Raw genomic sequence first — 22,988 nt, 5'->3', positions numbered from 1 at the left:
AAGAATTCGACGGCTTTACTACAAAGCATTTTGATAAGGTAATTAATGGAGTAACGAACCAAATTGAGTTAGGATATATTGAAGGAAAAATTTCTTATAATCGAAACAAGAGCCATCCAGAAATCGAAGCTTGGAATTATTTACATCGCCTTGCTAAAAAATACGATGGAGTGGAAGCAAAGAAATCCATCTCCGGACCGAATATGATTCTGGTAGATCATTTCCTGCAGCTGGGGATCAAGGATACGCCCTATTATGGTAACGATATTGATCAAGTTATTGAAGACATTGGAACAGCATTTCAAGCGGCAATCCAAGATTTATATGATCATGACTGTCGTTACTTACAAATTGATGATACCTCATGGACCTATATGATTGATGATGCATTCAACGAAAAAGTTTTCGCTCTCGGGTACAAAAAAGAAGAAATTTTGGACTGGTTTAGCCGTGTATCCAAAAAAGCGCTGGAGCACAAGCCAGAAAGAATGGCCATAGCAACGCACTTTTGTAAAGGAAACTTTAAAGGAAATCCACTTTTTTCAGGATTTTATGATTCTGTTGCAGAGGTTATAAGCAAGCTTCCTTATGACGGTTTCTTTGTGGAATATGATGATGAACGTTCCGGATCTTTTGAGCCTTGGAAAGTGCTGAAAGATACAGACGCAACATTTGTAGTCGGTCTTATTTCTACTAAAAACACTGTATTGGAAACGCATGACGATATAAAGAAAAGATATCTGGAAGCTAAATCGGTGGTAGGCGATAACATTGCACTATCTCCACAGTGCGGCTTCGCTTCCGTTGAAGAAGGAAATTCTATTGCTGAAGAAATACAGTGGAAAAAGATTGACCTCTTAGTTTCTTGTCAGGATTTTCTTTAAGATAAAACTTATTGGAGTAAAAACGTATAAGTAATTCCAGTCGTAAGAAAAGTGCTAGACTTTAAATAAGAAGATATGGTGACTTCTACGTTTTATGCCTGCCAACATATAGGGGCAGCGTAGAAGGACTATGTCATTTTCATGGAGCTCCATGAACATCTTCTAAAACCTTTTCCCTCTCTAATGCCAATAAGCTTTCCTTCATCGGGATGCCCCCGCGAAATCCCGTCAGTTTGCCATCCTTTCCAACAACACGATGGCATGGAACCCTAATCATTACCGGATTGGCACCGATGGCAGCACCAACCGCTCTGACAGCTTTTGGTTTTTCTATTTGCTTTGCAATATCCATATAAGTGACCGTTTTACCATAAGGGATTTTCTGCAGCTCTCTCCAAACCAATTGTTGAAAAGGAGTCCCTCTTAAGTCAATTGGTAAATCTAATTCCACTCTTTCCCCATCTAAATAGGAAATGAACTGTTCTTTATAAGGATGAATCTTCTCTTCATCATGAACTAGCATTGCACTTGCTCTTTTTTTAGCAACCCAATTTTCTACTTCAGCTAGTTCTTTATTCTGTGAGCCGACAAAGCATAATCCATTATCCGTTGCAGCAAGATACATGGACCAACCATTATGCTCTAATTTCCCAAAATAAATGATCTCTGTTTGGTTATTTTTCACTGTGAACACCTTCCTTTGAATTTTGTTTCTGGATTAAATATGGTTTTACTCTTTTCATACGAACCTGTTGAAAATAAACAAAAGGGTTATCCCTAACTCGCAGGTAATCACCGCTCCTTTCATTGTACACCGAAGAGAACAGAAAAAAAGATGTTTCCAATTAAAAAGCAAGATATGAAACGTTTTTTATTTCTAATTGAACCTTATAACACTGTTTATATCGTTTACGTTTCGCTATTGTCGGGTATTGTTTTTTAGAGACCTTGTTAGGCTAATACTTTGGTATATAAAAGGTTGATTAGGAAAAATTAATTTATGATGTATAAAATACAATCAGGAGGTTTTTAACATGTCTCATGAACAGCACCAACAAGTCATTCGGGCATTACAAGAATGCATTATAGCATGTAACCACTGTTTTGACGCCTGTCTAAAGGAAGACGACGTCAAGATGATGGAGCAGTGTATACGATTAGACAGGGAATGTGCAGATATTTGTTCCCATTTTGCCCAAGTGTTATGTACAAACTCACCATTTGCATCTGAATTAGCCTCTCTTTGCGCTAAAATTTGTGAAGCTTGCGGCAACGAATGCCAAAAACATGAACATGAGCATTGCCAAAAATGCGCGAATGCCTGTTTCCAGTGTGCCGAAGCTTGTAAAAATGTCGCTTAGCCAAAAGGCTGCTTCGTAGATTACTCTTCTTTTCCCCTATATAAATAAGAAGCTCCTTTTTTCATCTATTTACTTGAAAGGAGCTTCTTTTATTTGTCGGTGTACTTCAATATTAACTACATTTTCCTTTATCTTCTCTAAACCACATCACTTCACTATTTCTCTTTGACTTACTAAAGCATCTTCCAGTCTATTTACTGCCACCACTAAAGCATAAACGGATGCTGCTGTAATATCCTCATGAATCCCTGCTCCCCAATAAATCTCCCCATAATGGGAAATACCAATCTGTGCGCAGGCTTCTGCGGAAGAGTCCTTGCCTAATGAATGCTGCTCATAAACTTCCAATGCATAATCGAAATCAAAATAGTCTTTTAATGCATTGCTGATGGCATCCAGACTTCCAGCACCTTCTCCATACATCTCAATTTGCTTACCATCTGTTAAAATGCTTAAAGTGACTTCCTTCCCTGTCCCTTTGTTAAAGTGATAATCCGCTAGCTCAAAATATGGATGATAATCAATATAATTCTCCTTAAAGACCTGATAGATTTCTTCCGCTGACAACTCCTTATTCATTTCATCAGATACTTTTTTCGTTGCATATCCCATTGCTTCATTCATTTTATACGGCAGTTTAATTCCATAATTTGTTTCAAGCATATAGCCGACTCCGCCTTTTCCTGATTGACTATTAATCCGTATCACATCTGTTTGATAATTTCTTCCTACGTCAACCGGGTCGATAGGAATATATGGGACATCCCATTTCTCTACGTTGTTTTCTTCGCGATATTTCATCCCTTTGGATATCGCATCCTGATGCGAGCCAGAAAACGCTGTAAAAACAAGATCACCGGAATAAGGCTGTCTTTCATGAACTGCGGTTCTCGTCAGCATCTCATATTGTTTTCGAATCGCATTTAAGTTACTGAAATTCAGTTTTGGATCATATCCATGGGAATACATATTCATTGCCAAGGTAATCAAATCCACATTTCCTGTACGCTCGCCAATCCCAAATAAGGTTCCCTCTACCCGCTCTGCACCGGCAAGGACTCCAAATTCCGCGTCACTTACTCCACAGCCGCGGTCATTATGCGGATGAATCGACAGCGTAACGCTATCCCGATAAAGCAGATTTTTATGGATATACTCAATTTGACTTGCATAAATATGAGGCATCGCATTTTCCACCGTTGTCGGAATATTGATGATCACCTTATGGTCAGGTGTCGGTTGCCAAATATCTAACACACTATTACAAATATCCAGTGCATAATCCACCTCTGTTCCCGGGAAGCTTTCTGGACTGTATTGGAAAGAAAAATCGCCTTCTGTTTGTTCAGCAAGTTCTTTTACTAACACAGCACCATCAATGGCAATTTGTTTGATTTCTTCTTTTGATTTTTGAAATACCTGTCTGCGCTGTACTTCTGAAGTAGAATTATATAAGTGCACAATCGCTTTCGGCACCCCTTGGACCGCTTCAAACGTTTTGCGAATAATATGCTCTCTCGCTTGTGTAATCACCATAATGGTTACATCATCCGGAATCATATGATTATCAATCAGCGTTCGCAGCAGCTTAAACTCTGTCTCAGAAGCTGCCGGAAAACCAACTTCGATTTCTTTAAAACCTATATCTACTAATAGCTGAAACATCGCAAGCTTTTCTTCCAAATTCATCGGGATTGGCAATGCCTGATTTCCATCTCGTAAATCCACGCTGCACCAAGTTGGAGCCTTCTCCACTGTTTCCTTCTTCACCCAATCATAAGAAAGGGTCGGCGGCAAAAAATATTGCTTTTCGTATTTTTGATGATTAAACATAATTAAATCCTCCTCCAATTAAATGAAATAAAAAAAGCCCTTCGTCTCCAGCAAATTATTTTGCTATGGAGACGAAAGACTTATGCTTACGCGGTACCACCCCGATTTCATGGCAATGAAATATTACCATGCGCTTATCCAGATACAGACAATCCTGTCTTATATCCTTCCCTTGTAACGGTCGGGTTTCCGTCCTTAACTACTCTGAATCGTTATTTCATTAAGGCTGCTCTAAGGTGAGTTCCCTGCTTTCTTGTTATTGCTTCGCATCAGCCAGCAACTTTCTGTAAACAAGTTCGACAAGTACTATTCCTTATCCCTGCATTCCTATTTTGATATTTCCATTATCTTATCAGATTTATCAGAGAATAGAAAGAGAAATTTTTAAATTATTTAAATTAATTTTATTTGAATCCATTTTACGTGTTCCTATTCACTTTAAGGAGAGCCTTTTGCTAGTTTTAGGACTCACTTTCTTTTTTGTATCATTCCCTATTTTTTCTGATTTCTTTTTCGATGTTGCGAAGCGCTTTTTTAGAACCGCGTTCCAAATCATAATCCATTTTCCGGGTATGATAATCAACAAATAAAGCATCTAAGTCATACCCCTCCGGATACAAATCCTTTGCTTTTATTTCTAAAGAAAGGCGTTTTATATTAACCTTTATAAACTCATTTTTATAGAAAACGACCACATTATGATAATTGTCAGCTCCCTGGTACACAATGCCAGCGTCATCCTTCTCTAATAGCTTCACTCGATCGCCTTTTTCATACCCATAGAAAACTTCAGGTTCTTTTTTAACAGCCTTAGGTTTGTGAATCTTATCTTTACTGATGATTTTTAAATTATATTCTTTGTTCTCCATATAATCTTTTGCTTTTTGAAGTACGTGTTCCCGAATATTCATTTTCTGAGAAATCCAAAGCGCATTACTGTCACCTGATTTTCCTAAAATTAATTTATATAACGGCTCTAACGTATCGCTATTAAACTGCATTGCTGCATTCATAAAATCTGGATGCATTTCTGAGAAACGTTTAATTTCCCCATAATGTGTGGTGGCCACTGTAATACATCCCATATGATAAAACTCCTCTAGGATTGAGATGGCAAGTGCTGCGCCTTCATTGGGTTCTGTTCCGCTACCAATCTCATCAAAGAGCAATAAAGAACGGTTGTTGGCTTGACGCATAATGTCGGAAATATTTTGCATATGAGAAGAAAAGGTGCTTAAAGCATTATCAATACTTTGGTTATCACCAATATCTACAAAGATATTCTCAAACAATCCGATTTCTGTTCCTTTAGCCGCATCTATATGAAATCCTGACATCACTGCTAACGTTAATAGACCAATGGATTTAAGGACGATTGTTTTTCCTCCCGCATTCGGCCCTGTAATGATAAGACTTCGAAAATCATCCCCAATCTCTAAATTCAAAGGGACTGCCTCACCGGATAAAAGCGGATGTTTACAATCCACCAGCTTTATATATCCATGGTCATTTAATTTTGGCTCTATCCCATCGATTTGTTTACTATATTTTGCTTTGGCAAAGACCATGTCATATTGGCCTATTAATTCCATATTTATTTTCATTTGACCGATATTTTCTAATATCATCCCAGATAAAGTGGCTAAGATTTGATATTCTTCCATTTGTTCTTCTGCTTTTAATGCAGCTAACGCATTATTTAATTTGCTGATAACAGCTGGTTCGATAAACACAGTAGATCCTTTAGCTGAAGTATCGATGATGGTTCCTTCCACATGATGTTTATAAGCAGCTTTAATTGGTATCGTATAGCGTTCCTCTTTTTTACTTATAAAAGTATCTTGAAGATATTTTTTATGAACACTGCTTCTCAAAAATCGATTTAAACGCTCACTCACTTTAACTTCAGCAGCCTGTATATTCGTTCGAATACGTTTTAATTCTTTACTTGCTGATGAATCGATTTGATTCCCTTTTACGGAAAAATTTATTTCCTCTTCAATGCTCTGAAATTCTGTCATTGAATTTGCATAGGATGCCAACATAGGGGCAATAAATGCTTTATCAAGCATATATTTTTTGATTTTTCGACAGCCCCGAAGAAAATCAGATATATTAACCAAGTCCTCTAGGGAAAGAATCATCCCTTTTTCCAAACGTTGCATGATATTTTCAATATTCGAAACTCCAAGGAATGGCACACGGCTATTTGTATTCAGAACTGCCACCGCCTCCGTTGTTTCATTTAGTCGTATTTCCACGATTTTAACATTATCATTCGGTTTTAATTTATCAATTAATTGTTTACCAAGACCGCTGACGCAGTAGGATTTAACAATTTGTTTTAACTCGTTATATTGTAATTTTTCATAAGTCGTATCATTCATTATCTATTCTCCTCACAAAGTTCATTTTCTAAGATCAAGTGGTTAGTGCGACCATCTCTTGAATCACTTCCATTAAGAAATAATAGGATGAATGAAGATACCCATTCATTAGATTCCAATGGTATGTTCTGCAAAACAGAATTTTTTCCAATAAAAAAAGCCGCAGGGATACCGCAGCTTCTTTACATTTATAAGTCATGTGATGTGCATCTGTTTAAACAGGTTTATCGATCGTTAAGATTAGACCTCTCCTATTTACATGCTTATAAAGTTCAATAGGTATCTTCATAGGTTTCGAAATAAACTCGTAACAAAATAAGAGTTGTAAAAACCCTTTATTGTAACGTATTTATTTCATTTAAATTTATCCTATTTAGAACCTACTGCACTCACAAAAATGCACCTCTTATTGTTAAGAATGTCATTGAAATCTAATACATTTAGACCATTATACGACGCAATACATTAATAGTAAAGAGGCTAACAAACGAAATGAAAAGAAATTATTTAAAGGCTCTTCCCGCACCCATGGAATAAGGGCATCCTTAAAATATGGTAATACTACCTCTTATACACAGAATAAAAAAGATAATTTTTATGTTTTTCCAATACCTATCTAGGGTATGATAATGATAGATGGAAAGGAGTAACTTATAGTTATTAAATAGCGGGTAAATGATAAGTGAAAAAGCAACGGAGGGATACAATGAAAAGAAATAAGTTTTGGATAACGCTTTTTGCTGCCGTACTTTTATTTTTAGCGGCATGCGGAGACAGTACGGACAATGAAAACAGCGGAGAAAATGCAGAAACAGAAACACAGGAAGAGACAGATTCCGGGGCACATGAAGGGCATGATATGTCCAGCTCTGGAGAAGTACCAGCGGATTTGCAAGAAGCTGAAAATCCAACCTATGAAGTCGGCAGTCATGCCATTATCGAAACAGATCATATGGAAGGCATGAATGGGGCTGAAGCAACCATTACAGGCGCTTATGACACGACGGTTTACACAGTCACTTACACACCGACAACCGGCGGCGAAGAAGTGACCGATCATAAATGGGTAATTCATGAAGAAATACAGGATGCCGGTGAGGCTCCTTTAGAGCCAGGGACAGAGGTTACATTGCTGGCCGACCATATGGAAGGGATGAAAGGGGCCACCGCAACGATTGATTCTGCAGAAGAGACGACCGTCTACATGGTTGATTTTGTCCCGACCACTGGCGGAGAGGAAGTAAAAAATCATAAATGGGTAATAGAAAGTGAGCTGTCACCTGTCGAATAATAATCATTGAAGAATCATGCTAATCTTAAGAAAACGCAAATCATTAGAGTTTAGTGCTTTTGATTTGCGTTTTCTTTGTGTATGAAAGTAATTATTTTACGTCAGATTTCCTTTTAAAGGCTAATCCTTTTTGATATTCCGCTTCTTTTATTTCATCTGGAACCATACTTCCGCCAGTAGCCCAGATAATATGTGTATGTCCTTCTGTTATATTCGGGTTATTCTGGACTACATAAGAAGGACCCATTAGCCCCGTAACAGCAGAAGGCTCCAGATGAATTCCTTCTGCATCTGCCATCTCCGCAATTAACCGGAACATTTGCTCATCGCTTACAGTAAAAATTCCTTCAAGAAGCGGCTCCATGACTTTTCCGACAAAACCGGAGGCTCTCCCCACAGCTAATCCGTCTGCTGCTGTTTGATTATCTAAACCAAAGTCATTCACAGAAATCTCATTATGCATTCTTGTCATCATTCCAATAAGCATACAAGGGGAATGTGTCGGTTCCGCAAAATAACATTTTACAGCATCCCCAAAGACAGCTTTCAGACCAAATGCAACGCCGCCCGGTCCTCCGCCGACACCGCATGGTAAATACACATGCAACGGATTATCAGGACTTACTTGGATTTTTTGTTCTTTCAATTGTTTTTTTAAACGAATGGCTGCCACCGCATAGCCTAAAAATAAGTCTTTTGAATTTTCGTCATCGATAAAATAACTTTTCGGATCATTTTCTGCTTCTTTTCTACCCTCTTTGACAGCCTTGCTATAATCGGATGGATGCTCTACAACCTGTACTCCCCGCTCTCTTAATAGATCTTTTTTCCATTGTTTCGCATCAGCTGACATATGAACAACCACACGGAATCCAAGCTTGGCACTGATTACACCAATACTCAAACCCAAATTCCCTGTTGAGCCGACAAGAATCGTATATTGCGAGAAAAAATCTCGATACTTCTCTTCAGCAATCTTGCTGTAGTCATCCTTTTCCGATAATAGATGATGCTCTAGCAATAGCTTTTCCGCGTATTTCAGTACCTCGTAAATACCGCCTCTTCCTTTAATAGAACCAGAAATCGGTAAATGACTATCTAATTTCACATAGAAAGCACCTGGTATGGTTTGTCCGGTGATTTCTTCTATTCTTGCCTTTATCTGATCTGCCTTCTTCAATGGAGATTCAATCATTCCTTCTGATTTCTCCGTTTCTTTATAAGCTGCGGCGATAAAAGGGGCAAAGCGTTTTAATCGTTCTTCTGCATCTTGGATATCCTCTAATTGAAGCGGCTGCTCCTGTGAAGCTGTTCCCTTCTCCCCTGCATATGGGTTGCCCCAATAAAATGGAGTATAGTTTAATATGGGTCCAAAATCCGGGAACGCACTTATCCATTCATTGATCGATTTCCCCTTTACGATTGTCATTTAGCTCATCACCTCTTCTTTGAAATAGTCTGTTAAGCTAGATTATAACATTTTTTAAGATTAGTTGATTTTACCAAAGTATTGGCTCCCAGACTATGCTGCTAAAAATAATCGTGAAAAAGCACCTTGTTATCTGCAAATTCTAACAAGGTGCTTCCTTTATTTTTTAAAAGCCTGGTAAATAAAATAACCGATAATCCCTATCACGGCATACACTGCAAAAAAGACAATGAATCCCCATAAGCCCATCACAGCATCTGCAAATTCCATATTTCCTCTCTGCGTATATGCTTGCTGAATTTCAACAGCAAAAGCTAAGACCACCATTACCGTAAAAGAATAGAGAAATGCAAAAATAGCAATGCTCCACTTCATTTTAGAGATAATTTTAAAAACGATATAAACAAACAAGAAAGTAATCATACCTAGAATTCCAAAAATCCAGAAATGTAATTGTTTATCTGTCATATCCATACCGAATGTCGCAGCAATGATATCATGAAGATTGTTTATAATATCTACCAATACTAAAATGGCTTCTTTCATGCCGATTCCTCCAAGTTTCACTTATAATCTTTTGCTAGTTTCTTCTCCTAGTACGCTAGGAGTTTTAATAGATTATAACATACTCCCGAATAAAACGAGCTTACTTGAGAATTCCCGCTCGTGTTCATAATCACGATACGTCTATCCAATGTCAAACGCTTTTAGAAGTAAATGAAGAAACGATCCTTATTGGACCTGCTTGGAGGAACTTTTTTAAATATGTCTTAGTGCTATTTCTGACGTAAAATCGCAAACGATAAGGCTCCGTTCAGCTAACTCACAGATTTTGCGGCATTATCTGTTTCTTGGTTTTTAAATTGAATGGTTTTCCAGCTAAAAATGCAAATAACAATTATAATCCCTATAAAATCGGTCATTGATTCAGGGATAATTACGTTTGAATAGGATAAAAATTAGTAAGGCTATTGATACATTTCTATCAAGAATTCTATTGTAGGTCGAAGTGAACTGGTATTGTACAGAATGATAGATCTTTTGTTATTCACCAAAAGGTAACATCCATATTGACTAAAAGATTAGGGTAGCCACACCATAGAATAAAAAACAAAAAGACCTTGAAATCGCAAAATGATTATTTTACGAAATCAAAGGTCTGTATTAAGATGGTTTCATTTATTCTAAACCATGTAGCATCTTCAGCTATGCACGACGTGTACATAGTGACTATTGGCCAAAACTAATCCTTGGAAAAGTGGTGAACCTTATCGTAGTTCATATCATTACTAATATCTACCGCAAAGTCATCAATATGGTATACCACTGACCACTCCGTATCCCATTCGCCGTTCCACTCTATGCTAACTTCTTCCAGAAGATTCATTGCTTCTTCTGGTGTCAGCGTAGAATCTGTAGCATCAAGGATTTCTTTCATTTTATCATATCGATCATGGCCGATGCCCACTCCATAATCATCTCCTGGTGAGAGCTGGAAATTAGTAGCAAAATGGGTATCTACTACATTCATTTTCTGGTCAGCCCAATCAACAATAACGGTTTGTCCTGACGCATCTGATATTAACAGATGATAAGGCATTCCTGCTGAAGAATGCATATCATATTTCTCTAACAGAGCAATAGCTTCATTAGTTGTTGAAGCTTTATCAAGCAGCATTCGTACAGCTAAAGTTGTCGTAATATCTGTTTTTCCGCTGTCTTGAGAAGTAGGCTCTGTTTCCAATTCTAAAACAGAGACGCTCAACCCTTTTTCATTCAGACCATCTACACTGCCATAGGGTGCTGCCAGGATAGACAATTTCCCTTTTAAGGTCTCGGGCATTGTACCTTGCTCTTCCGAAACTCCGAGATGTGCCAAGTTCACCATTGAATATGAACGGTAGCCATTCTCCGGCTGCGTATATAGCAGTAATGCGCCCGCTTGAGCGTAGTCAAAATTTCTACCTACGATGTGTTTCCCTTCTGGTGTAGTTGCAGCAAATGCACTACAACCAAACAAATTTTCGTTTGTCTCGATTGGATAGCCAAAAAATAATTTTTTGGATAAAGCTGTCTCCAACTCTTCGACACTGCTTACACCCATTTCCAAAACCTCGTCCAGCTTGTAGTCGGCATAATAATCAGCACTATACAAATCACCTTCGACACGCTGGACACTACTCATCGTTCTAATTCTATTAAATAGAGTTACTGTCCCCACTACAAGCACGATGACCAGCACAACAGCTGCTGTTAGGATCATCCATTTACGCCTCATGTGTTTTTCCTTACTCCCTCTCTGTTCTTCCATAATCCATACCTCCTTTTAAAAGATTCAAGACATGAAGTTGATTACCAGACACGTGTTATTTTTCTTTCTATAAATATTATAATATAAGACGAATAAAGGTTACAATGTTCAATATAGGGAGGAAATGGCGGTTATCAGACATTTATAAGCGAATGTGTTGGATTAAGGAGATGAATATAATGAGCAAGATGCAGAACGATAGGCGTGTCAGAAAAACAAAAAAAGCGTTGCGTGAAGAACTTGCGGAATTATTAAGCGAGAAAGAATTGCGCAGTATAACCGTGAAAGAGCTCACGGACAAAGCAGATATCCACAGGTCTACATTTTATGCCCACTATGAGGATATCTACAGCCTCTACCAAGAGATAGAGGATACTGTGCTTGAGGAATTAAATGATCTTATTAGCTCTAACTTTTTCCTGTCTTTAAATGACTACTATAAAATTTTATTTGATTATATTAATGAAAACAAGCAGCTTTGCAAGATGCTATTTCGTAATAAAAGCACCCATAACTTCCTCCACAACCTTGCGCTGCTTTTTAAGAATGCCTGCTTAAAGAGCTGGCGTATTGCATTGAATATCACCGACATCAGTGAGGAGTTGGAATACTATGCCGAATATCACCTCCAGGGCTGCTTTGCAATGATAAGTAAATGGGCTGATTCAGATTTTGCTTATCCTAGAGAGAAAATGATAAAAATCATGGCAAATGTTGATGCGAATATGGAAATCCATTTAAAGAGAATTCAACACCAAGGTAGCGGGGATAATCAGTAATTTAGAGTAATAATAATTTGCCTTCTGCTGAGGTAATGTACGGAGAGAACCAACAAAACAATTACGTGCACATATATTTTTTCTTCTATAGGAATATGTACGGGCCGAGGCCTGTTCCAACTATCCCTTCTTTTGCTCCAGTTTCTTCCCTCTTGGTGGCGATAGGAGTCGCGGGCGGAGTCATAGGTTAAGCGTCTCGCAAATTAGCCGGCACAACTAAAAAAGAAAATCAAAGCAATCAATTCATTTGACAAAATAATTTATTTATGCTATAATTTACAGTTATAATTAACTTGTGTATAATAAGGTTCTCCTGGCCAGGAGGACCTTATTTTTTATATGGGAGGAAAATAGTATGAACCAAAATGAGTCCAGTTTAACTTCCCTTGTTTCGGCTTTTGGCCGTGCATATCACAGTAAATATGACAAACCTAAAATTTTAGATGATTTTATTGCAAAAGATTTAATTTCCCAGGAAGAGTTTTCAGCTATCAGCAAGAATATGATTAATGGAATACAATTTTTCCACAAAGATCTTGGGCAAAGGGTTAAAAATAATTCGAATGAAATCTTAAAATGGATTACACAAGTTCAGCTTTCCCCAACACCCTTAGCACGTTCTGCATATTGTGAAAAAGTATTACTGCATGAAGTTATATTAGGAGTAAAACAGTATGTGATACTTGGAGCTGGACTAGACACCTTTTGCTTTCGTCACCCAGAATTAAAAAATAATTTAGAGATATTCGAAATTGATCACCCAGCGACACAAGCATTTAAAATGAAACGATTATCCAACGCTCGTTTGGATATTCCACAAAACCTCCATTTTGTTTCGATGGACTTCACCAAGGCATTTACTTATCAAGATTTAGTAATAGAGGGGTTTAAGGACACTAGAACATTCTTTAGTCTTTTAGGCGTTTCATATTATTTAACGAAAGAAGAAATTTCAAGTTTAATGGAGAATTTATTTAACGAGGTTCCAATGGGTAGTTCCATTGTTTTTGATTATGCGGATGAATCTCTATTTAGTGTAAACGGAAAATCAAATAGAGTTTCAAACATGGTAAAAATGGCTGCAGCAAGTGGTGAACCAATGAAATCATGCTTTTCTTATAATGAAGTCGAGAATATGTTGGAAAAAGCAGGATTACTTATTTATGAACATTTATCTCCAAGTGAAATTGATGAAATTTACTTTTCCGACAGAAACGACTACCTATCAGCCTTTGAAACGAATCATTATATACATGCGGTAAAGAAATAGCTTCCCGTAAAGTTGCCGTCCAATCACGCACTAGTGTCTGGACGGCTTTTTATTAATTAATCTTTAAGTCCCGCTCCTACCGTTATGTTACAAACCAACGTATTATGGTTTAATCGAATGTCTTAAAAGAAAAGTGAAATGTTTTGGATTGTTCTCCTCCGATCCTCTTATAGAATTGAATAGCATGTCGATCAACTTCATCAGCTTGAACAAACATATCCTTTATCTTTTTTGCTCTACAATAATCCATTATCTCATTAACTAGCCTACTTCCAATTCCATTACGCTGATAGTCTTCACTGACCGCCAAATCGTATATATACATCGTAGATCCCTCTTGATCATACATCTCCAATTCATATGCGGTTAACCCTCCTACAATCTTGTTATCAATATAAGCCACAAAGCATACAAAGTTAGGGTTATTCAAAAGACGCTTGACGTTTAAAGAATTCACATAATTCGGAGACTGAAACACCTTGTTAAACAATAACACCAACTCGGAGAATTCCGAATCATCTCCAGCTTGCAATTTTTTATAAGCTACAATATTATTCTCCATCCATATACCCCCAATTGTAATTTGAATACAACCACACCAAAACATTATCTCGATTTCAAGATAACCTTAACAAACATTAATATCAATCTTTAGTTTTTGCCCGCTTATATGTTCTAGTGACAGGGTTTTTACCGTAGACCGGAAAGGTAGATTCTTGTGAAGAAAGTAGCGCTGCCTTCTTCACATGTGGTAAACGCTGTCGTGGTACACTATAAAAATTGATGTAGTAGCATCACCAAAGTTTATTCGTAATTATTTTCAATTATTTATATTAGTATAATATCTTTTTAACCATGCACTGACGCCTTCCAACCCTGGAAAAATCATACGTTCGCTAATATTCGCTTGATCTAGTTTATCTCGAATTTCCCATTTCAATTCTTTAGGAATAACAATCTTTGTGTAAATATCATCGTTATGCTCTTGAAATAAATCATCTAGATTTTTATCTGGGTTAGACATTATTGTAAACATTGCATATTGATTGACAATTCTTTTATCAATCGAAGGCGGTTCTAAAAAAATAACAAAGTCTTTACCATTATTCAGGTTATCAAATTCATCAAGCGTAAAATCTTTTAATAAATCTACTGTAAACACAAAAGAACCTTCATCATCTATAATCTTCTTCAATTTCCCAGGTAATAATGTTCTAACTTTTACCATATCCATACACCATATTGCTCCATCCTTATCGAACTTACTAACATCAGAAGTTGCAAAATGCAGTGCAACATATGGAGAAAAAGACCAATCCAATAACCGCGTTGGCAAGCCATAATGCTGAGCTACTGCTAATAACTCCCAAATATTATCATTATCTTTCAACATTGTGTTAGCATATTTCTTAAAGTTCCTTAATAAATGATTTTCAGCTCTAAGGTTATTTAATCTCATTAAGCTAGTTTTTAATTCAAAACTAGCTTCATCTACTCCACGATATGCTAAGGATGATCTATACCTTCCATGCTCAGCTCCTTTCTCAAAACTAAATAAAATCTCTTGAATATGTATCCAACTTTTTGCTTTAATTGTACTGCTCATGTTATATTCTCCTTAAACTTTTTATTTAATGAATATCACTAGCATTGCATTAATTATATCCAATAATACAAAATAACCTTAATTCCCCCTGGTTATTCACAGAAATTTTTTAATAACCTACCAATGCTTACCTCACAAGTGATTCAGTTTAATTGCTATGCATTAAATAAAAAAAAGAATCCATTTCTGCCAGAGCTAAAAGTACAATCAAATACATATGGAGAACAATAATCGGCGGTAAAGTAACGGTCAACCAATATAAAAAAACGTCCCTATCTTCCATGAAGGAATTAGAAACGCCTTTCTTTTTTTCATTTATTGGCTTATCCTAAAGATTTCAGAGGACGCTGATGACATTTTAATTGGAGTCCCTAAAAATATCATCATATCCATTTATTCAAAGTCTTTACTCAAAATGTCAATGCGCTCTTCAAAAGATACTTCGCGGTGAATCTCATGTAACATCCATACATATCCGTAACTATCAGCAAACATGGCATTTGAGATGCCCATTTCTTCCATTCTTGTTACAGGCTGAATTTCCGTAGCATTAGCGGCCATCGCTTTTTCGTATATTTCTTGAATGTTCGGAACCACAATATTAAACCAAAATGATTGCGGAACTCCTTCTTTCGGTGCAAATAGTTGGTATTCGGGATTCTCATCAAGCATATGGAAACGCGTACCATAAATATTGAATACCGCTTCGTTATTGCCTACTTTAAAATCTGTTTGTTCTACTACTTCTATATCAAAAATAGATTTATACTGTTCCAGCGCAGCTTTGCTATCTTTTACAACAAAATCAAATTCTACACCATGCATCATTTAGCACTCTCCTTACTTCTAATTATTCGTATCACCTGTTCTATTATCTTCCACAATGTACTTGTTTTTATTCTGCTTTATTATCATCCAATCAAATAACCACTTAATTAAAGACGATCTGTTGCACTATATAATAAGAGACGCCTTTCCTTCATTAATTCTTATTAATTTTGAATATACTTATTAAAGACATCACCAAAATCTTTTCTTGTATTTTCATTATAGGTTGTACCCAACCAATCAAAAGCAAATTTTGTTGCTTTTTCAAATTCATTGGAAATAGTTCCCTCTTGAAAACGATTATCCGTGAATAAGTTTTTAGATAGTTCAAGACTGTCTTTCGCATATCCTTTGATTCTTGCCTCGCTATCTTGAATATGTGAAATAGTAACTAGCGATTTATATAAATCCGCAATTGCTTCATCTTCCTTTTTTTCAATATCTACGGAAATAACTTGTCCACCAATCGTAAATTTTATTTCAAGGTCCAAATCAATCGTACCAGCCGTTTCTACTGTAACATTTTGAATGGGATGACAGTAGTAATCATACCGATAAATATTTCGCTTACTGCTCGATGCCTTTTCTCCATCTAAGTGGATTAATGCACGATTTGTAAAACAGTATTCATCTGATTTTGATTTAATTAGAAAATGAATTCGTTCCCCTTCTTCATGTAAAACATAGTCATCTGATTCCGTTTTATCAAAATCTTCTGGTTGAATAATTTTACCAATATCACTCAATCCTAATGCATCACTAGCAATTTTTTTAAACATATAAAATATCCTCCTCTAACAAATCTTCCCTAAGCAGTAATTTTTTATCCAGTCCAGTACTAAGAGTTGATTCTGTGATAATTTGTCCTAACAATGCTATTTTAACGGAAATATATAATAATAGAAATTGATTAGGTGAAAAATATATGAATGGCACAACCAGATGAAAAAAGAACAATTTGTAATAGCCCGTCTTTTACTTATCCTGCAGTGTTCTGTTGATAATTCTGTCTTAATCTAATTCGCTATTTACTTCCATAAAAAATAACGGTCATTAATATGATGGTTATTTTTTATTTCTGAATCATTCTAAAAGCAGCATACCATTCAGTGCCTTTTGTCACCCCTTTACTCTCCCACTCTCGACAGCAAGACTACCACTTCAACATAATACACTTAGTCTATTTGTCAGATTAATCTAATACACTGAATTTTTATGGTATTAAAAAATCTATTCTACTTTATCTTCAGTAACAGACCCTTAATTACAATAGGGATTTGTTATATCATTTAAACTGATATGATTCAATCCATTCATCACCTGAAATCATATCTTTTACTTTAAATTGATTATTTTTGACCTCATCCTCTCCAATAATAATAACCCTACGAATTTTCTCTTTGTTTGCTTTATCAAGGGCTTTTCCTAATTTTTTGTTACTCATTTCTAATTCGACCTTATAGCCTTTATTTCTTAAATAATTTGCCACCAATAAAGATTCCTTTAGAGTACCTAATGGAACAATAAAGTAATCTACATTCTTATTCTCTTTTAATTCTTTCTCAGATGTAATCATAGCCGTATAAATCACATCTAAGCCGAATGATATTCCTACTGTTGAAAAGTTTTCGTTTGTACCTATCAACCCACCAATTGCATTATCATATCTTCCGCCGCTCCCAATACTTGATTTAATAGATTGGTCAGATAAGAATATTTCATAAATAGTACCCGTGTATATCTCTAATCCTCTTGCTAAAAAAGGATTAAATACGCACTGATTATTAACACTTAGAAATTCAAGATATGATTCTAACTCTTTTAATTCATTTAAACCTTGCCTTGCCTCTTCATTTTGTTCAGCAAAAGTTTCAAAATAGCTAAAACTTGAATTCCCATCATCAGTTAAAAACTGCTTGATTAAAGTAATTGTTGAATTTGATAATCCTTGATCGTTGAGCTCAGAAACAACGGCTTCTAATCCGGCTTTTTCAAGTTTATCTAGAATTAAAACAACCTTATTGATTTTTTCAGATTCTGTTCCAAACACTTCAAGCATTCCAGTTAGTAATTTTCGATTGTTGTATTGGATTGTTACCTGTATATCAAGTTTCCTAAAGGCATCCAATGCCATAACCATTAATTCAGCTTCGGCTATTTGTGAATCCACACCTACAATATCAACATCACATTGTGTGAATTCTCGAAACCTTCCTGTTTTAATTGGTCCATCCCTAAAGACTTTACCTATTTCATATCGCTTAAAAGGCATTTTAAGTGTAGGGTTCATTGCAACAACTTTTGCAAATGGTATAGTAAGGTCATATCTTAAAGCTAAATCCCTTTCGCCTCGATCAGTTAATGTATACATTTCTTCTAATATTTCAGCTCCACCACCATATTTAGAAGCTAGTAATTCTGTATAATTTAATATAGGTGTTTCCAGTGGTTTACAACCGTATTGGATGAATACGTCCTCCAAAGTTCTTCTAATGTTTCTTCTTACTTCCTCAGCATTCGGTAAGTAATCTTGAGTACCCTTTACATTTTGATAATCCATTTTCTTCATTTTCTTTTCCTCCAATTTTTTTATAATAATAAAAAACCGCACTTGATTTAAGGGTTGAACTTAATCAAATACGGTTTAATGATAAATAGCCTTCCTATTTGCGATTTTAAAAAATCGAATAGCAAGGCTACTTGATATGATGATGTAGTTGTGAGAACGAGTTAATTGTCTTATTAAATAAACGCATAAATACTCACCTCTAATTTCCACTTAATGTATCATATTTCGATGTAGTTATCAATATCTTTTTTGATCTATACTGCTTTGTTAGCTAAATAAAATTTCATTATCCCTTTACAAGAATACAATGTGCTATAAAGGAAACCTCTTCACGAATCTGCTTATATAGATCCTCCCCTGCTTTATAAGGGCAGGAGTAATGAATTTCGTACATCTACACGTTCCTAATACTTTTTCCTCGCCAATCCGTTACTACCCCAACTGCTTGGTGCTTTTTGCCTGATTGTAACAGCGTTTCAAATGTGAATATCGATATTTTTAATTTAAATTTGATTTTTTATCTTTTATCCTCAGTAACCGTAAACTGTTTAATGTTACAAGTAATGTAGCTCCCATATCTGCGAATATCGCTATCCAGAGTGTTAACCAACCAGGTACAACTAACAATAATGCAACAGCTTTAATCCCCAAAGAAAAAGTAATATTCTGTTTGATAATCGTCAATGCTTTTCGACTTAATTGAACAGTATAAGGTAACTTATTTAAATCATCAGACATAAGAGCAATATCTGCTGTTTCTAGTGCTGTATCAGTTCCTGCACCACCCATAGCTACTCCAACTGTAGAAGCTGCCAGTGCTGGAGCGTCATTCACACCGTCCCCAACCATGGCGACATTTTTATGTTCTCTTCGAAGTTCTTTAATAAAAGTCAACTTATCTTCTGGCAGTAAATCAGCTTCAACATCGACAACCCCAACTTGTTGTCCAATGGCTTTTGCAGTTCGTTGATTATCACCTGTCAACATGACTGTTTCTATTCCAAGATGATTTAATTGATTGATAACTTCTTTGGATGTCTCCCTTATTTCATCTGCTACAGCAATTAATGCAAGTATTTCTGTTTGCGTCCCTAAAACCATGACCGTTTTTCCTGCAGTTTGTAAATGGATAATTTTTTCTTTTTGATCACTTCTTATTTGATTGTGCAGTTCTTCAAAAAGACTTGGGCTTCCAACATAATATGTTTTATTATTTATCTGTGCTTTGACGCCTTTTCCTGTTATAGATTGAAATTCTTCCATAGATACATCATTGAAATGTAATCTGTTTTCCTCCGCCTTTCTTATAATAGCGGAAGCAAGAGGGTGTTGTGATCCTTTTTCAATTGCTGCTGTAATCGTCATTAATTCATCTTCACTTCCACTATACGTTACAATGTCTGTGACAACGGGAATCCCTTTTGTCAAGGTTCCTGTTTTGTCAAAAGCAATGGCTTTAAGGTTTCCAGTCTCTTCTAAATAGACACCACCCTTAATTAGTACACCATTTTTTGCAGCATTTCCAATGGCGGTCACTACAGCAACGGGAGTAGAAACAACAAGAGCACAAGGACAACCAACTACGAGTACAGCTAAACCTTGGTAAACCCATGTACTCCAATCCCCAGCAATAACTAATGGAGGGATAACAGCAATCAACATAGCTAAAATCACAATAGTAGGTGTATAGTATTTAGCAAATTTATCAACGAATGCCTGAGAAGGTGCGCGTTCTGCTTGAGCTTCTTCTACAAGATGAATGATTTTTGAAAGTGTGGTATCTTCCACTCGCTTGGTGACTCTAACCTCAAGCAAACCTTCTTCATTTAATGTTCCGGCAAATACTTCGTCGTCTACTGCCTTTGCAACCGGAACACTTTCACCTGTAATGGCAGCTTGATTTATAGTGGACATTCCTTTCAACACTATGCCATCCATTGCCAATTTTTGACCAGACTTTACAATCATAATGTCGCCAACTTGAATATCATCCACATGGATACTCATTTCTTCATTGCCTCGACGAATCAAGGCTTCTTTCGGCGCAATATCCATTAATGACTCGATGGATTGTCGGGCCTTATCCATGGAGTAACGTTCCAATGCTTCACTAATAGCAAAAAGGATAACAACCGTCGCTCCTTCCATCCATTCACCAATGATGGCTGCACCGATAATCGCGATAGTCATAAGCGTATTCATATCGAATTGTAATCTACTAAGATTTCTAAAACCTTTAATAAAGAGCGTGTAGCCGCCAATTAAAATAGATACTGCATACCCAATAGTCGGAAGAGAGTGCTCTTCTCCTAATTGTTTTCCTAAAAACCAACTTACTAAAAGCAATATTGCTGAAATATAGACTTTTATATTTTCTTTTTGCTTCCAAAAAGGTTCATGTACTATCTTTTGTTCTTTTTCATCTCGCACCTTTAAATTCTCAAATGATCCTGCTTTTTCAAGTTCCTCAATAGTTATATCCCCTTTAACATAAACTTTTGACGCTCCAAAATTTACTTCAGCGTCTTCCACCCCTTGTAATTTTTTTACGTTATTTTCAAAAGTTTTTGCACAACCTGCACAACTAAATCCTTGAACACGGTAAGCTTTCATTTCTTCTTTTGTGAGTGATTCAGACATTTGCTTTCACCTCTTTTTGATGGGCTAACGTAATCGAAATTAATTGCTTAATATGTTCATCATCCAATGAATAAAAAGCAAGTTTACCTTCTTTTCTGTACTTCACAATTTTTTGTTTATGAAGTGTCCTTAAATGATGGGAGGCAGTTGCTACAGAGGAACCAATGATATTGGCTATATCACATACACATAGCTCATCATCTATACACAATGCATAGGAAATTTTTGTTCGATTTTCATCTGCGAGTATTTTGAATAATTGGGAAACGTAAGATAAATCTTCTTTTTGTAGTTCTTTTTGTATACGATTGACTTTTTCCTCGTCATAACAATAAACTTCACACATGTCTTTTTTAGCCAATTCCATCACTCCATTTTCATTCTAATATTCATTTGATTATATGGTATCTTATTTCCTCTATATATTCAAATATATATTTGAATATAGGATAAAAAATAATTTCCAATTTTGAAATAATAAAAGACGCTCAATTTGTTTGAACGCCTAAAAGTAAGTATCAATATTAAACTAAAATATTAATTTTTTACATGTCTCCTCACACCAACATGAATGTGTTTTTTTATCACTTTTTTTCTGCCATTTTCACCATTTATCTCAAAGTAAGAATGCTTGTAAAACGCCTTGAAATGAAGGATTTCTACGAAGTTTGGCGACATAGCAACATTATCGTCTCTACATGGAGGGAGTTTTTTAAAAACATATTAATGACGACTATAGATAAGGATCCTCTAACTGGGCTACTTAACTTTATGTTATAATAAATGCAACAATAGAATGACTTCACATGAGGGGTTAAGGTGGCATTTTCATCCTGTTGGTAGTCTTTGACTGGAGACTTCCAAAGGAGGGAGGTGACGCCAATGGATTTAGAAAGCTCGTTGACGCTAATGATATCCTTTGGGATGTTAATAGCGTTCATTATGGCTGATAAAAACCAGAAAAAATAACCCCTCATGAACTTTAGCAGGTAAGCGAGGGATTATTTTCCTGATGCCGCCTGACCCCTCTTGATGGGGTTCAGTCTATTGTGGCCGTAGATGTACTAGCATCTGCGGTCTTTCTAATTATATGTCTTTCTATTATTAGTATACCCTATTTTATGAATTAAAAACAACTATTTATCCCTTTCTAAATGCAATTACTCACCTAAATCAACTAAGACTATCATCAAAGTACCCGTTAGTGCAAAAGGAAAAAATTATGCACTCATTTTTTTATTATTTATTACTAAAAAAATAAAGTAGCTCACTACTAAAATAATTAAATAGAAAAGTTCAGGAAAAATAAAGGTGATATCAGACAAACGCTCATCTTGCAAATTAAATAAATCAATAAGAAAATTTGTTAATAAGAAAAGAATTATGGTAACCCAGCTTTGAACGATAGATTTCTGTTTTATTGATTTTTTCCGTTCATCATCATTCGGTCCTAATATGAATTCCTTACTTCCAGTAAAATACCCAATGATAATTATAAATACAAGGGGAACTATTACGAGTGTAATAAATAAGTTCATTCTTTATCCTCCTTCCCTCCGAAAAATAACTCATCCACTGTAACACCTAAATTTCTTGCTAAATTAAAAGTTAATTGTAAAGTTGGGTCATATTTGTTGTTCTCGATAGCATTAATTGTTTGCCTACTCACCTCACATAATTCAGCTAAATTTCCTTGGGAGAGAGATTTCTTTTCTCTGTACTCCTTAATTCTATTTTCCATCCAATATGCCTCCACATTTACAAAGTGTAAAAAACTTTTTACACTTTAATGATAAAATA

The 22,988-nt window shown here is 35.9% G+C and carries 20 protein-coding genes and 1 other annotated feature; of the genes, 5 read left to right on the top strand and 15 right to left on the bottom strand.

Features of this window, described 5'->3' with window-relative positions:
- Positions 1-170: 170 nt before the first annotated feature.
- A complete protein-coding gene (locus tag KI343_RS07245; RefSeq protein WP_212925757.1) occupies positions 171-884 on the top strand; it encodes a uroporphyrinogen decarboxylase/cobalamine-independent methonine synthase family protein in 714 nt (237 codons plus the stop codon).
- A gap of 139 nt (positions 885-1,023) precedes the next feature.
- On the opposite strand, the gene KI343_RS07240 is transcribed toward KI343_RS07245, so the two are convergent.
- Positions 1,024-1,569 (bottom strand): methylated-DNA--[protein]-cysteine S-methyltransferase, encoded by a 546-nt coding sequence (locus tag KI343_RS07240; RefSeq protein WP_280530119.1) that lies wholly within the window; start codon positions 1,567-1,569, stop codon positions 1,024-1,026.
- A 349-nt stretch (positions 1,570-1,918) separates the two neighbouring features.
- Between KI343_RS07240 and KI343_RS07235 the strand changes: the two genes are divergently transcribed.
- Positions 1,919-2,245: a four-helix bundle copper-binding protein gene (locus tag KI343_RS07235; RefSeq protein ID WP_212925756.1), complete on the top strand. Its 327-nt coding sequence runs from the start codon at positions 1,919-1,921 to the stop codon at positions 2,243-2,245.
- Between the two features lie 147 nt (positions 2,246-2,392).
- Here KI343_RS07235 and KI343_RS07230 read toward each other — a convergent pair whose 3' ends face one another.
- Positions 2,393-4,078 carry a 2-isopropylmalate synthase gene (locus KI343_RS07230; RefSeq protein WP_212925755.1) on the bottom strand — a complete coding sequence of 562 codons (1,686 nt, stop codon included), beginning with the start codon at positions 4,076-4,078 and terminating at the stop codon, positions 2,393-2,395.
- Between the two features lie 64 nt (positions 4,079-4,142).
- Positions 4,143-4,407, bottom strand: a binding site (T-box leader).
- A 156-nt stretch (positions 4,408-4,563) separates the two neighbouring features.
- Positions 4,564-6,465 (bottom strand): endonuclease MutS2, encoded by a 1,902-nt coding sequence (locus KI343_RS07225; protein WP_212925754.1) that lies wholly within the window; start codon positions 6,463-6,465, stop codon positions 4,564-4,566.
- Positions 6,466-7,171: 706 nt separating this feature from the next.
- Between KI343_RS07225 and KI343_RS07220 the strand changes: the two genes are divergently transcribed.
- Entirely contained in the window at positions 7,172-7,756 is a 585-nt protein-coding gene (locus KI343_RS07220; RefSeq protein WP_212925753.1) for a YdhK family protein, read from the top strand.
- A 91-nt stretch (positions 7,757-7,847) separates the two neighbouring features.
- On the opposite strand, the gene KI343_RS07215 is transcribed toward KI343_RS07220, so the two are convergent.
- The 3 genes from KI343_RS07215 to KI343_RS07205 form a co-directional block, all read right to left on the bottom strand.
- A complete protein-coding gene (locus KI343_RS07215) occupies positions 7,848-9,185 on the bottom strand; it encodes a D-serine ammonia-lyase (protein ID WP_212925752.1) in 1,338 nt (445 codons plus the stop codon).
- 159 nt (positions 9,186-9,344) lie between these two features.
- On the bottom strand, positions 9,345-9,731 hold the full coding sequence (locus KI343_RS07210; RefSeq protein ID WP_212925751.1) for a hypothetical protein: 387 nt from the start codon (positions 9,729-9,731) through the stop codon (positions 9,345-9,347).
- A gap of 697 nt (positions 9,732-10,428) precedes the next feature.
- Entirely contained in the window at positions 10,429-11,496 is a 1,068-nt protein-coding gene (locus KI343_RS07205) for a linear amide C-N hydrolase (protein ID WP_212925750.1), read from the bottom strand.
- Positions 11,497-11,675: 179 nt separating this feature from the next.
- Here KI343_RS07205 and KI343_RS07200 point away from each other — a divergent pair, with 179 nt between their 5' ends.
- Together KI343_RS07200 and KI343_RS07195 are read left to right on the top strand one after the other, a co-directional pair.
- Entirely contained in the window at positions 11,676-12,275 is a 600-nt protein-coding gene (locus KI343_RS07200) for a TetR/AcrR family transcriptional regulator (protein WP_212925749.1), read from the top strand.
- 355 nt (positions 12,276-12,630) lie between these two features.
- The gene (locus tag KI343_RS07195) at positions 12,631-13,545 is read left to right on the top strand and encodes a class I SAM-dependent methyltransferase (protein WP_212925748.1); all 915 of its coding nucleotides are present in this window, start codon (positions 12,631-12,633) and stop codon (positions 13,543-13,545) included.
- 109 nt (positions 13,546-13,654) lie between these two features.
- Here KI343_RS07195 and KI343_RS07190 read toward each other — a convergent pair whose 3' ends face one another.
- The 9 genes from KI343_RS07190 to KI343_RS07150 form a co-directional block, all read right to left on the bottom strand.
- On the bottom strand, positions 13,655-14,107 hold the full coding sequence (locus KI343_RS07190; protein WP_212925747.1) for a GNAT family N-acetyltransferase: 453 nt from the start codon (positions 14,105-14,107) through the stop codon (positions 13,655-13,657).
- A 258-nt stretch (positions 14,108-14,365) separates the two neighbouring features.
- Positions 14,366-15,151, bottom strand: a complete 786-nt coding sequence (locus KI343_RS07185; RefSeq protein WP_212925746.1) for an FRG domain-containing protein — start codon at positions 15,149-15,151, stop codon at positions 14,366-14,368.
- 393 nt (positions 15,152-15,544) lie between these two features.
- Positions 15,545-15,979: a VOC family protein gene (locus KI343_RS07180; RefSeq protein ID WP_306432551.1), complete on the bottom strand. Its 435-nt coding sequence runs from the start codon at positions 15,977-15,979 to the stop codon at positions 15,545-15,547.
- Positions 15,980-16,143: 164 nt separating this feature from the next.
- Positions 16,144-16,758 carry a PH domain-containing protein gene (locus KI343_RS07175; protein WP_212925745.1) on the bottom strand — a complete coding sequence of 205 codons (615 nt, stop codon included), beginning with the start codon at positions 16,756-16,758 and terminating at the stop codon, positions 16,144-16,146.
- Positions 16,759-17,264: 506 nt separating this feature from the next.
- Positions 17,265-18,548, bottom strand: coding sequence for a histidine--tRNA ligase (locus KI343_RS07170; RefSeq protein ID WP_212925744.1), 1,284 nt, complete (start codon positions 18,546-18,548; stop codon positions 17,265-17,267).
- Positions 18,549-19,046: 498 nt separating this feature from the next.
- Positions 19,047-21,188, bottom strand: a complete 2,142-nt coding sequence (locus KI343_RS07165) for a heavy metal translocating P-type ATPase (RefSeq protein ID WP_212925743.1) — start codon at positions 21,186-21,188, stop codon at positions 19,047-19,049.
- A complete protein-coding gene (locus KI343_RS07160) occupies positions 21,181-21,549 on the bottom strand; it encodes an ArsR/SmtB family transcription factor (protein WP_212925742.1) in 369 nt (122 codons plus the stop codon). The genes KI343_RS07165 and KI343_RS07160 overlap by 8 nt, the downstream gene beginning before the upstream one ends.
- Positions 21,550-22,408: 859 nt before the next feature.
- Positions 22,409-22,726 (bottom strand): hypothetical protein, encoded by a 318-nt coding sequence (locus tag KI343_RS07155; RefSeq protein ID WP_212925741.1) that lies wholly within the window; start codon positions 22,724-22,726, stop codon positions 22,409-22,411.
- Positions 22,723-22,929, bottom strand: a complete 207-nt coding sequence (locus KI343_RS07150; RefSeq protein WP_212925740.1) for a helix-turn-helix transcriptional regulator — start codon at positions 22,927-22,929, stop codon at positions 22,723-22,725. Before KI343_RS07150 ends, KI343_RS07155 begins: the two co-directional genes overlap by 4 nt.
- Positions 22,930-22,988: the final 59 nt, after the last annotated feature.

It is taken from the genome of Oceanobacillus sp. J11TS1 (genome assembly GCF_018333215.1).
GTDB lineage: Bacteria > Bacillota > Bacilli > Bacillales > Amphibacillaceae > Oceanobacillus.
This window is presented reverse-complemented; position numbering and strand designations above follow the sequence as displayed.

Coding starts and splice junctions, on each gene's coding strand:
- KI343_RS07200 (WP_212925749.1), top strand. CDS start 11,676: ATGAGCAAGATGCAGAACGATAGGCGTGTCAGAAAAACAAAAAAAGCG.
- KI343_RS07165 (WP_212925743.1), bottom strand. CDS start 21,188: ATGTCTGAATCACTCACAAAAGAAGAAATGAAAGCTTACCGTGTTCAA.
- KI343_RS07170 (WP_212925744.1), bottom strand. CDS start 18,548: ATGAAGAAAATGGATTATCAAAATGTAAAGGGTACTCAAGATTACTTA.
- KI343_RS07230 (WP_212925755.1), bottom strand. CDS start 4,078: ATGTTTAATCATCAAAAATACGAAAAGCAATATTTTTTGCCGCCGACC.
- KI343_RS07190 (WP_212925747.1), bottom strand. CDS start 14,107: ATGGAGAATAATATTGTAGCTTATAAAAAATTGCAAGCTGGAGATGAT.
- KI343_RS07205 (WP_212925750.1), bottom strand. CDS start 11,496: ATGGAAGAACAGAGAGGGAGTAAGGAAAAACACATGAGGCGTAAATGG.
- KI343_RS07155 (WP_212925741.1), bottom strand. CDS start 22,726: ATGAACTTATTTATTACACTCGTAATAGTTCCCCTTGTATTTATAATT.
- KI343_RS07180 (WP_306432551.1), bottom strand. CDS start 15,979: ATGATGCATGGTGTAGAATTTGATTTTGTTGTAAAAGATAGCAAAGCT.
- KI343_RS07185 (WP_212925746.1), bottom strand. CDS start 15,151: ATGAGCAGTACAATTAAAGCAAAAAGTTGGATACATATTCAAGAGATT.
- KI343_RS07195 (WP_212925748.1), top strand. CDS start 12,631: ATGAACCAAAATGAGTCCAGTTTAACTTCCCTTGTTTCGGCTTTTGGC.
- KI343_RS07215 (WP_212925752.1), bottom strand. CDS start 9,185: ATGACAATCGTAAAGGGGAAATCGATCAATGAATGGATAAGTGCGTTC.
- KI343_RS07225 (WP_212925754.1), bottom strand. CDS start 6,465: ATGAATGATACGACTTATGAAAAATTACAATATAACGAGTTAAAACAA.
- KI343_RS07210 (WP_212925751.1), bottom strand. CDS start 9,731: ATGAAAGAAGCCATTTTAGTATTGGTAGATATTATAAACAATCTTCAT.
- KI343_RS07235 (WP_212925756.1), top strand. CDS start 1,919: ATGTCTCATGAACAGCACCAACAAGTCATTCGGGCATTACAAGAATGC.
- KI343_RS07175 (WP_212925745.1), bottom strand. CDS start 16,758: ATGTTTAAAAAAATTGCTAGTGATGCATTAGGATTGAGTGATATTGGT.
- KI343_RS07220 (WP_212925753.1), top strand. CDS start 7,172: ATGAAAAGAAATAAGTTTTGGATAACGCTTTTTGCTGCCGTACTTTTA.
- KI343_RS07150 (WP_212925740.1), bottom strand. CDS start 22,929: ATGGAAAATAGAATTAAGGAGTACAGAGAAAAGAAATCTCTCTCCCAA.